General features: G+C 44.9%; 8 protein-coding genes. 6 read left to right on the plus strand and 2 right to left on the minus strand.

Features of this window, described 5'->3' with window-relative positions; genetic code table 11:
- The first annotated feature begins 471 nt into the window (after positions 1-471).
- The gene (locus OXH39_23225; protein ID MCY3553381.1) at positions 472-909 is read left to right on the plus strand and encodes a retropepsin-like aspartic protease; all 438 of its coding nucleotides are present in this window, start codon (positions 472-474) and stop codon (positions 907-909) included.
- 76 nt (positions 910-985) lie between these two features.
- On the opposite strand, the gene OXH39_23230 is transcribed toward OXH39_23225, so the two are convergent.
- On the minus strand, positions 986-2,206 hold the full coding sequence (locus tag OXH39_23230) for a transposase (protein ID MCY3553382.1): 1,221 nt from the start codon (positions 2,204-2,206) through the stop codon (positions 986-988).
- 395 nt (positions 2,207-2,601) lie between these two features.
- Here OXH39_23230 and OXH39_23235 point away from each other — a divergent pair, with 395 nt between their 5' ends.
- Positions 2,602-3,891, plus strand: coding sequence for a restriction endonuclease subunit S (locus OXH39_23235; GenBank protein MCY3553383.1), 1,290 nt, complete (start codon positions 2,602-2,604; stop codon positions 3,889-3,891).
- A 70-nt stretch (positions 3,892-3,961) separates the two neighbouring features.
- The gene (locus OXH39_23240; GenBank protein ID MCY3553384.1) at positions 3,962-5,113 is read left to right on the plus strand and encodes an amidohydrolase/deacetylase family metallohydrolase; all 1,152 of its coding nucleotides are present in this window, start codon (positions 3,962-3,964) and stop codon (positions 5,111-5,113) included.
- Positions 5,114-5,541: 428 nt separating this feature from the next.
- On the opposite strand, the gene OXH39_23245 is transcribed toward OXH39_23240, so the two are convergent.
- Positions 5,542-7,158: a hypothetical protein gene (locus tag OXH39_23245; protein MCY3553385.1), complete on the minus strand. Its 1,617-nt coding sequence runs from the start codon at positions 7,156-7,158 to the stop codon at positions 5,542-5,544.
- A 525-nt stretch (positions 7,159-7,683) separates the two neighbouring features.
- Here OXH39_23245 and OXH39_23250 point away from each other — a divergent pair.
- The 3 genes from OXH39_23250 (at position 7,684) to OXH39_23260 (ending at position 11,158) form a co-directional block, all read left to right on the plus strand.
- A complete protein-coding gene (locus OXH39_23250) occupies positions 7,684-7,866 on the plus strand; it encodes a hypothetical protein (protein ID MCY3553386.1) in 183 nt (60 codons plus the stop codon).
- A gap of 27 nt (positions 7,867-7,893) precedes the next feature.
- The gene (locus OXH39_23255; GenBank protein MCY3553387.1) at positions 7,894-8,703 is read left to right on the plus strand and encodes a class I SAM-dependent methyltransferase; all 810 of its coding nucleotides are present in this window, start codon (positions 7,894-7,896) and stop codon (positions 8,701-8,703) included.
- Positions 8,704-9,466: 763 nt separating this feature from the next.
- Positions 9,467-11,158: a lamin tail domain-containing protein gene (locus OXH39_23260; protein MCY3553388.1), complete on the plus strand. Its 1,692-nt coding sequence runs from the start codon at positions 9,467-9,469 to the stop codon at positions 11,156-11,158.

The following is an 11,158-nucleotide window of genomic DNA, read 5'->3' on the forward strand; positions in this document are numbered from 1 at the left end:
CGGGTGGGGACCCCGGTTGCAAACCGCACCTACCGTGCCTGAGGGTGAATTAGAATTATCTATTACGGTACAAAAAGGCAAACTTCATAGCTAAAATCTTGTCCGTAGCAACTTGCTTAAATTTAATGGAGGTTTCCAATGCCTGGCGAAAGAATGACTGTAGAGGAGATGTCTAAGAAATACCCGAACGAATGGCTGTTTATTATTCAACCTAAAACTCGTGAGAATACGACTCACCTCGTCTCTGGGATAGTTCAAGTTCATAGCAAATCGCGCGATGATGTATATGAGGCATCTATGAAATTCAAAGGTGATGCAGCTATAAGGTTTACAGGTGATTGGACAACGCAAGAGCGAAGACCTAAAATGACTTCGTATAGATCCAGAAATCTAAATTAACGCCCAAACAAACCCTTATTGTTCTTGATGATCCATCGGACAATAAGGGTTTGCTGTTGGAAAGGTGAAATTTTGACAAACAGGAACAGGATACCTATCAAATACTACGGTGTGGGTGAACATATTAAAGTCGAATGCAAGATATATTCTGTTGATAATCGTTATTTTAGAATATTTGATTTCGTAATAGATACTGGCGCAACGATAAGTGGAATTAGTGAATCTGTGGCAGTACAATTAGGCTATGACCCGTCAGCCCCTTATTCTCTTGAGGATTTTGATACTGCTGCAGGAATAGAAGAAAAATTGCCTATAATTGAGCTTAGTAGAATTGACGTTCATCATCTAAATCTTGAAAAACCCAAAGTGTTATGTAACAAAAACTTTGATGCAATTAATATACACGGGGTGTTTGGACTTGATTTTCTCACCCACTACAACCTATATATTAACTTTGACGAAAATTTTATGCAAATTAATGAAAGGAAGATTAAAGTTATTACACCATAGTCATTGTACTGCCTTGACATACTCACCCAGCTAAAGCAAGGGTGATTCTTTTGTTCCTCGTGGGAACATTCTCCGCTCAGGCGGAGCAACGTTTGACTTCGAGACGAAATCCAACGGGCGGTGTCATTTTCACGGCTTGGTTATCCGTGTCCGCCACTACTGGGACACCGAAGCGTCCAAGATACTTTTTACGAATGTTGATAGCACCTACACCGTCGCGGTGGTATTGGAAACCACAAGTGCAGGTATAGTTTCGGTTTGTAGGTTTCTTTCGGTTGCCACATTTTGGGCAAGTCTGTGAGGTATACGCTTCATCTACCAATTCAACCTTTATACCGAGTGCTTTGGTTTTGTAGGTTATCAGTTCGGTAACCTTACCGAAAGCCCACTGATGAAGTTTCTGATTTGCACGCTTACCATAGTTGATATTGGCTCGGATACCCGTTAGGTCACCAATAGCAATCGTGCCGATACCCGACTCGGAGCAGTGTTTTACAAACTTTGTGGTGTGTTGATGGAGTGCATCCTTGATTTGATTGTCAATCTTTCGGATACGTTTCCACTTACGTCTAACGAGATGCCACCAGCGTTTTGAATGGCGTTTACACCTGTCAATCTTTTTACCAAAGGAGGCAATCACCTTGTTTCTCAATCGGTATAGGCTTCGGATATACCGCCCATTGAAAATCAATGTGTTATGCCCATCATGGCTCACGATTGGGTGTATTTCGCCAATATCAACGCCCATAACGCCATCTGCTTTGGATACATCAGGTTTCTCGGTGTTATAGACAAAATGCAGTTCATATCGTCCATGTGTATAGACGAGGTTAACAATCACAATATCAGAGACAATAGAGAGGTTAAACGACTTTGGAAGGGGTATTTGTAGAGGCGGGTTGCCCCTACCGTTGGAAAGCACAACCACATGACCGCAACTCGCTTCTTTGAATCGGATCGCCGACTTTTTCCAAGTCGTTGTTTGAAAACGTTTGGGTTTATGTGGAGACTTGGCAGTTGTATTGCCATTCCTACGCAACGCACGATAGGCTTTCCTGTTCTTGAAATAGCGTTCCCTCACGACTTGGATACTTTGTGAATGTAGAGGGTGGGACTTTGACAGTTGTTTGTCCATCCACAACTCACATTGCGTGTCAATGCGTCCACCCGTTCGGTAACCATGGGCATAGTCCCAAACGGTTTTGAGCGTCAAACACTCATTCCAAACAGACGCAGACGCAGCATTAAGAGCGTCTAACTGTTCAGTGTGATGGATTTTCTGTTTGTAAGTTCGCATTGTTTCCCAGTTACCAGCCTTTAACCCCTGACAAGTGGGTGGCAGACACGTAATCTTGCAATTACGCTTGTCATGTCTGCCAACTGGTAAGAATACCATAGCAAAACCTACAAAATTTGTCAACATTTTTTTTACTTTTTTCAAAAACGCTATGGTCTAATGCAATAGGGCGGTTCTGTATCCCCCGCCTAAAGGCAGGGGGTTTTAGAACCGAAGATTTGATAAACGGATAAACTATGTTCAATCAATTTTTTAATTACCTTATAGTATGAACAGTATTAAAAGAAATAAAAAATCCAAAATGTTCTCGCGAAATGAAGTTAACATGAGAAAAGAATCCGCGAAATCGGTGTCATCCGCGAGAATCCGCGATTCAGACAAAGAGATTTGGAATTATGAAACGTTACCCTGAATATAAAGAGAGCGGCGTGAAGTGGATTGGGGAGATACCGGCACATTGGAAAATAGAAAAAATAAAGCATATCGCAACTCTTGTGAGTGAAAAATCCACTCCTGAGGCAGGCACCATAAAAATTTCACCTGAAAATGTTGAATCGAAAACTGGCAAAATCCTTGATTTTTACAGTTCCTATGATTCAAGCGGTGTGAAATTTCAAGTTGGAGATGTGCTATTCAACAAAATTCGTGTCTATCTAAACAAAGTGGTCTTTGCAGAATATGATGGTTACTCTCTCGGTGAAATGGTAGTTATGAGACCGTCTCTACAAAGTATGGGTAAATACCTTTTCTATTTCATGTTGTCCAGTCGGTTTATTGAGTACTGCGATTCCATATCTTACGGAGCGAAAATGCCACGCACGGCTGTTGATGATATTCTGAATGCACAAATTCCTATTACCTCAGATAAGGAACAACGCCAAATCGCCAACTTTCTCGACCAAAAGACCGGAAAGATTGACGAGCTCATCCGCATCAAGGAACGACAGATAGAACTATTTCATGAACAACGCACCGCACTGATAAATCAGTCAGTAACAAAGGGACTTGATCCGAATGTGGAGATGAAACCGTCGGGTGTCGAATGGATTGGGGAGATACCAGCGCATTGGGAAATAATAAAGTTGAGATATTTGGGGGTATTACAAAACGGAATTAGTAAAGATTCTGATTCATTTGGTTTGGGATACCCTTTTCTCAGTTATGGCGATGTATATAATAATGAAACTTTACCGCTACAAGTAGAGGAATTGGTTAAATCAACTAAAGCTGATAGGGAAAGATATTCCGTGCTAGAAAGAGATGTATTTTTTACCAGAACGTCAGAGACAATCGAAGATATTGGCATATCATCTACATGTATGAAAACGATAGAGAATTGTGTCTTTTCCGGCTTCTTAATAAGGTTTAGGAATACTTCTAAAATATTAACAAAGGAACTTTCCAAATATTATTTTTCTTCTCATCTACCAAGAATTTTTTTAGCAAGGGAAGTGAATATAGTTACTCGTTCTTCATTGAGTCAAGAATCATTAAAAAGACTACCAGTCCTACTTCCACCTGTAGATGAACAAAAAGAAATCGCAATGTTTCTTGATGAACAAACGTCGAAAATTGACGCTATGACGAAAAAAGAAAATAAACAGATCCAACTTTTGCAAGAATACCGTCAATCCCTCATCTCCGAAGCGGTGACCGGCAAAATTGATGTCCGAAACGAGGTTTAGAACCTACATTAGCATTTTATTATCGAACTCACGTTAGTATAACAAGAGTTATACGGTAAGGACTTCGCATATGAACTATGATTTAATCATTAAAAACGGAACCGTCGTTGATCCCGCGCAAGGTATCCACGCTCGCAAAGACGTGGCATTCGCGAATGGGCGTGTCTCAGCAATCAGCGATGAAATACCGACATCTGAGGCACGGGAAGTATTAGATGCTGACGGGTGTTTCGTCACGCCCGGTTTAATCGACTTGCACGTGCATGTTTTCTACGGCGTAAGCCACTTCGGGATTGAACCGGATCCGACCTGCTTAGCACGTGGGGCGACGACAGTCGTTGATGCGGGTTCAGCAGGCGCAGATACGTTTCCCGGATTTCGTAAATATGTCATTGATGTCAGTGACACGCGTATCCTCGCACAACTGAACATCTCTTCACAAGGCATGCTCACGCAGGAAATTGGGGAGTTGGAAAACCCTGACTATGCGGATGTCGGGAAAGCGTGTCAAATGATAGAACAGCACCGCGACATCATCTTAGGTGTTAAGGTTCGATTGACGCGGGAGAGTATCGTCGGTGTGAGGGCAGGTATGGTGCCGTTACATAGAGCACGCGAAGCCGCTGATGCTGCCGGACTTCCAATAATGGTGCATCCACAAGATGCGTGGTGTGAGTCTATTGATGATATATTGGCTCTGATGGGAGAACGCGATATTCTAACGCACTGCTTCCACGGTATGGAATGCGGTATCTTGGATGAAGATGGCAAAATACGGGATTCAGTCCATGCAGCGATTGAACGCGGTGTTATCTTTGACGTTGGACACGGGGCAGGCTCTTTCAGTTGGGATGTCGTTCAGAAGGCGATGGCGCAAGGCGTTGAACCTACGACAATCTCGTCCGACCTGCATGTTTATAACATTGACGGTCCCGTGTACGATCTCGTGAATGTCGTCAACAAGTTCCTATATCTTGGTATGTCGCTTGATGACGCACTCGCGAAGGTCACAAGCATCCCCGCTGAAACCATATTGATGCCCGGACAGGTCGGCACGCTGGCTGTCGATGCGTGGGGAGATGCGGTGATTTTTGAACTTCGCGAGGGCGAATTTCAACTCGTAGATGCGCTTGATCAGGTGAGGGTTGGCAAACAGGTATTGGAACCGGTTGTCGTTGTCAAGGGTGGACAAGTATATCGCCAACGACATACACACGGCTAAAATTTCATAGGCGCAGTTTCTATTCTCGCGCATCGGTAATTTCCGAACGTGCGATGAATCGCACTACTACAAACATACCCACTCGTAGTAGTACCGTAGGTTGGGTTGAGCGGAACCGAGGAAAATGATACCGACCCCTAAGCACATTTTACCACGCTATACCGCTCTATCGATCAAGGAGATAGCGAAACCCAACGCAAACCAGCCATGTTTGTGGCGTTTGACGTAAAAAACGTTGGGTTTCGCTGAATTTCTCTACGCCTATGCGGGTATATCAGGTGTGATGTTCTTTGAAATATCTACCTTTGATTTTCAACACCGCTCAACCCAACCTACAGGATCTGATGGCTAATTGTCCCCTTTCATCGCTGGCGAGATTTCCCAACCTCGCCTTCTGACTGCTGACTGCTGATGGCTAATTGCTATCATTACGGGTGCTGTTCCCCCGCCTTTGGTTTCGCCTTTGGCGCGTTGGAATCCGCTCCGAAACGAATATGCAGTGACGCACCGGGAGCATGTTCCTTTCCAAAAAGTAGGTGCTTCACACCCCAGAAAATGACCGTCGTTCCTACCAGTACAACGACACCCCAGATCAATGTCTGCCAAACCCAGTCAGTGAACGAAAAGAGACTCCCTGTCTGTTTTGGCACTGATAGTGGACCGAGTCCTATCAGCACGGTGCAGATAATCGCGTTGAGCGTAATCACACCCTCCGTCACCAGACGGTGTGGACTGAAGCCGACCAAAGCGCGTTCAAAGTTGAAGATAACTACCCACCATATAAATACGAAGTAGAGCAATTGACCTTTCCCCAACCAACTCGTCGGAATAAAGGCGAGCGGTTCTCGGAAATGGACCGACAAAAGCCAGACACAGGTGATGCCGAGACCGATATAGAAAAGCTCGAACCAGCCTATCCATCCTCTCGAATGCCGAAACCAGCCGACAACAGGCAGCCCAAAAAATCGCTCTGGTAAGCCTTCAACTAAATCCACCCACGTTCCTGCTGCCTTCCGATAATTGACATAGGTCAGTAGAATTAACACAGTGAACACCGCGAATATTTCCGTCCATTGCGGGAGATTCGGTTCGGTTTCTAACAGGGGTGCTTTGTTGAGAAGGAGTCCGAACGGTATTGCAATACCGAGTCCGAATAGGAAACCTTGGGTCTGTTCCATGACACTGTGCCAATTCGTGTGCCAATTCGTTTTGTTACCCGTCCAGATGTAGATGAGTTTCAGCAATTGTCCGAATGAAAACGCGATACCGCCGCCAAAACCCGTCATCAGCGTAGCAAAAGCGACACCGCTGAGTTCATAACGCGAACAGTATCCCAAGATTCCGATAACCATACCGACACAACCTGCCCAGTTGTCCCCACGCGGTGGTGTCATACGGAGACGGCAAACGTTTACGAGCAACAAAAACCCGCCGAACCAACCGATACCCATATATAGCACAAGATTCGTGCCCATGTCCAAACCGCCGCGGAAGAGCGCGACGATAACTGCAGCGATGATTGCCACCAGCGCGGCGACCCAATCTGTATCATACCAGTAGAGTGGGCTTTCGTGTCGTTGCATCCGTTTCGGTGCAAGAACACGGTCAATGATGACTGCTTGAAGCGACCAACCGATGAAGACTGCCGCGATTGGCGTAAAAAGCAGAGACAGTTGGCTATGCGTCAGGAACGCTGGCAGTGCGGTTCCGGCACCACCGAGGGCTGCCCACAAGAAGCCGATAGCGAATAGATTCGCAAATCCGTAAAACACGGTCAACGATTGTGATGAATGGCTGTACCCAACGACCATCATATATGACATACTTCCGCCGAAAGACCAACCGATTGCTCCAAACAGCGCGAAGTAGTGAACATGCCGCCACCAATCCTCTCGCCCGGAGAGTAAAGCGATTGCTATCGCTCCGAGTGCACCCGCGAGTGCCGCACCATATTCATGTCCAAAGTTACCGCGTATCCCCCATCCAACACAGACCGACAAACCACACAAAAGTACCATTTGCCACGGGATGATTGTTATGTCCATACCTATACCTCCGTCTTACGACTGATTTGGTTGCGTTTATTATGGCGTTTTTCGCGTTTATTGTCAACTTTCTGATGATGTGAACTTCTTGTAGGAGCGAGTTGTGCTCGCGATTCTTACGCTATTGTAGCGAAATCCTCTTTCAGAAAAAATTTCGCAAACTTCATTAGAGTCCCTGAAAAAATGGTAAAATTGGGCAGGATTTGGAAAGTGTTTCGCCTGCCGCGCGGTAACGGTTATAGTAAGTCCGATTTAAAGCCTATTTAAAAATTTGACAATTTTTGCATTTCATGGTAAACTTTATATGACGCTGATTTCATGCTGAAGCACATCTGCTAACACCGCCTGGGTCGCGTCAGGGGCAGCTCCCCCGTTTTCGGGGTGCGCAGCAGGTGTACCAAGCACCTGCCACGCGTAGCACTGCCATAGATCAAGTATGACAACGCTGGTTTCTATTATAGCAAATAACGATTTTCGTTGCGTGTTATTTTATAGGGACCAGCCCCTAAAAAAGGAGTGCCTAACATGAAAACACACCTCTTGCGGTGGGTCCCCATCGCGCTTTTCTTCGTCGTGGCGACATTCAGCGTCGCGCTGCACCTTACACGCGCCGCGTATGAATCCTGCCATCCGATCCCCGAAATCTGCCACCCTGAAATACAACCACCACCGTGTCAACCGATCACTTATCCGGATGCGGAATTGTAGGTTTTACACATCAGGAGACCTTTTCTCATGGCAGAAAGAACAGATCCAACACAAAAAGAGAATCATCCATTTTACTGTCAGTATCGCGCCGTCTATGAATACGCAACACAATTCACACAGGGGCAGCGCGTATTGGACCTCGGATGCGGCGAGGGATACGGTGCCCACCTATTGGCACAACACGCAAAAGAGGTCGTCGCCGTTGACAAAGACAAAAAGACCATACAACAAGCAAAGCAAAAATACGATCTCCCCAATCTCGATTTCTACATCCAAGATGTCTCACAACTTCACAAATATTTTCCTTATACGTTTGATGTCGTCTGCTGTTTTCATCTCATTGAATACCTAAGAACTCCCGAGTATTTCTTGGAGGAAGTCGCCAAACGCTTGGTCCACCCCGCAGCAGTGCTTCTCATTTCAACACCGAATCGATATTCTCCACTTCGGGAGTCTACAAGTCTCCAATCGCCCTATCACGAATGCGAATACAACGCCAGCGAGTTCCGAAATCTTCTTTCAATGCATTTTAAAGATGTGACGCTTTATACACTCCAAGGGAGTTCAAAAGTACAGCAATTTCAAGAGCTCCGGGCACAGCGCATCCAAAAGATTTTCAACTATGATATCCTAAAAATGCGGCACTGGCTCCCCAAGCCACTCTTACGACTGAGTTTTGATGTCGGCGGAAGGTTATTAAAATCCTTCCTAAGTGCCACGCATGACGACTTGACGCATAGCATCACTACCACCGATTTTCACGTCACCGAGGTACAACTCTACACAGGTTTAGATTTAATCGGAGTCTGTCGAACCCCATTGGACCCGCTTGCATAAAAACCTATACCTCACCCAAGTTGCTACTAACAAATAGTAGGACGTTTTATAGTAAAACCCAAAAATAAAAGGGCACTTTGGAAAACACAAAACACCTCACCGCTGCTGGCGAGGTTTGATGAAGATTAATTATTTAAATCGGTAATTCCAATTTTCCCCAGGCCGGTAGGTGCGGTTTGGAACTGCGCCATAGGTGTCAATTTAGGGATTCTGTGCTCTTGTAGGTTGGGTTGAACGGCGTTGAGAGGGAGATGTGGGTGTTTCAAACACACCTCAAATCTAAGAGGCTGCGATATGCACTCAAGAACATAGTGAAACCCAACTTCATACGTCCCCTCGGAGGTGTGGCACTTCAGAACAAGAGCGTTGGGTTTCACTCGGTCTCCGGCGGATGTGGCGTGTCTGGAGAAAAGTTCGTTTTTCTATGATTTCCACGGTTTTGGTGACATCCGTTCAACCCAACCTACGCTGCTATGAGGCGGTTTTTTCTAAAATTGACACTTATAGTGCGGTTTGGAACCGCACCAATCGCAGCTTCTAACCACTGACGGCGAAATTACGATTTTTTTCGGAATTTTTTGACTTTCAGTTCAAAGTAGGTTATAATATAATCATAATGGCTCATAATTTATTTACTATAATAAGTCATAAATAATAATTTTATATGATATATTTTGATTTTGTCGCAATTTCTATTTACAAGGAACGTTGTTTCTTGCCTTATTATTTACGCAAAATCACTATCTTTTTTAAGGAGTTTATCATGATAAGACGAACTGTTGATTCTAAAACCATAGTGTTAATACTCGCGATGGGACTCTTCCTAATTGGCGTAACAAGCATTGGTGATACACTACCATCTTTTGAAAATGTCGAGGACACCGCCACGCGATCCGTAGATGAAAATGCTGATGTAGGCACAGATGTCGGTGCCCCATTTGCAGTAGATAAAGACGGTTTTAAATCCATCAGGTACGAATTTCCGGATTATAACAATAAGTTCGAGTATATTGTCAGTTTCAATAAAAATTTTGTTCAGATAAAAACTAAAGTGAGACTTAATTACGAAGTACAGAGCAGCTATACGGTAAGGCTTATACTCAAATATTTTGACAATAACCCCTACAACGATGGCAGTCCTTTGGGGATAGCTGACACCCTCACCGTCACTATCAATGTCAATGATGTCGCTGAACGACCCACTTTACCATTTCCTTCTGCTGCGGATGCTCTGCGAACCTTTACCAGTGAAGAACGCCAGCATGTCATTTCTCAGCTTACGCTTGATACAATTATCTTCAATGAATTCTTCAATGCATCGAACGATCCACACGATTGGGTGGAGTTGCGAAACGTTACCAGCACAGATGTCGATCTCAGTGGGTGGCACTTAGTTATTGTTAAAGAAGGAACGATCGAAAACTTTGAGTTCCCTATAGGAACAGTGCTTCCTGCTGAAGAGTTGCTCTTGCTCCTCAATACCGATCCAAATGACCCTGGCATGCCGCTGGTAATCTCTGAGGAACCTTCATACCATTATCTTGTAGATGAGGCTTTCACTTTACCGCAGGAAGATTTTATGTTGATACTCCGCAGTCCATCTGCATGGGAAGACAGTGCAGGCGATTATCTCTTTGGACAAGAGAAATTGCCGACGACAGCAGATTTTGATTTAGATACGGCATGGTTCCGTGCTAAGTCAACTGTCCTCGGACATCAAAGTGACGCGTGGATTATCAGTGGATACCACGGCGGACTCGGTTATGATAGTGATACACCCAAAGACATGAATCTCGGCACACCCGGATACCCACACGAGACAATCATAGGGGATGCAAATAGCGATGGCATCGTCAATATTTTGGATATCGTTTTGGTTGCTTCACAGATCGGGCAGTCCGGTAATACGAGTGCTGACATAAATGGCGATGGTCAGGTCAATATCCAAGATTTAATTGTGATTGCCAATGGACTGGGGAATATTGCTGCGGCACCTTCAGCACACGCGTTGACAGCAGCGCAGGTGCAGGAATGGCTGAGTCAGGCGAAGCAGAAGATTTCTCATCCAATTCAAATTCAGAGTTCTCTATCTCAAAGCGATTTCTCGTATGAACGAGGGATCCAGATACTGGAGCAGCTCCTGAAAATGCTAATTCCTAAAGAGACCACACTGTTGGTAAACTATCCGAATCCATTCAACCCGGAAACATGGATACCGTATCAGTTAGCGACTGCGGGCGATGTGCAAATTACGATTTACGATGGGCGAGGCACTTTGGTGCGTCAATTTGATTTGGGGCATCAGCCTGCGGGGTTATACCAGAGTCGTAGTCGTGCCACGTATTGGGATGGGACCAACGCGTTAGGGGAATCTGTTGCAAGCGGCATCTATTTCTATACGCTCACAATAGGTGACGATTTCTCTGCTACACGCAAAATGCTAATCTTGAAATAG

This window comes from Candidatus Poribacteria bacterium (genome assembly GCA_026702755.1).
Classification (GTDB): domain Bacteria; phylum Poribacteria; class WGA-4E; order WGA-4E; family WGA-3G; genus WGA-3G.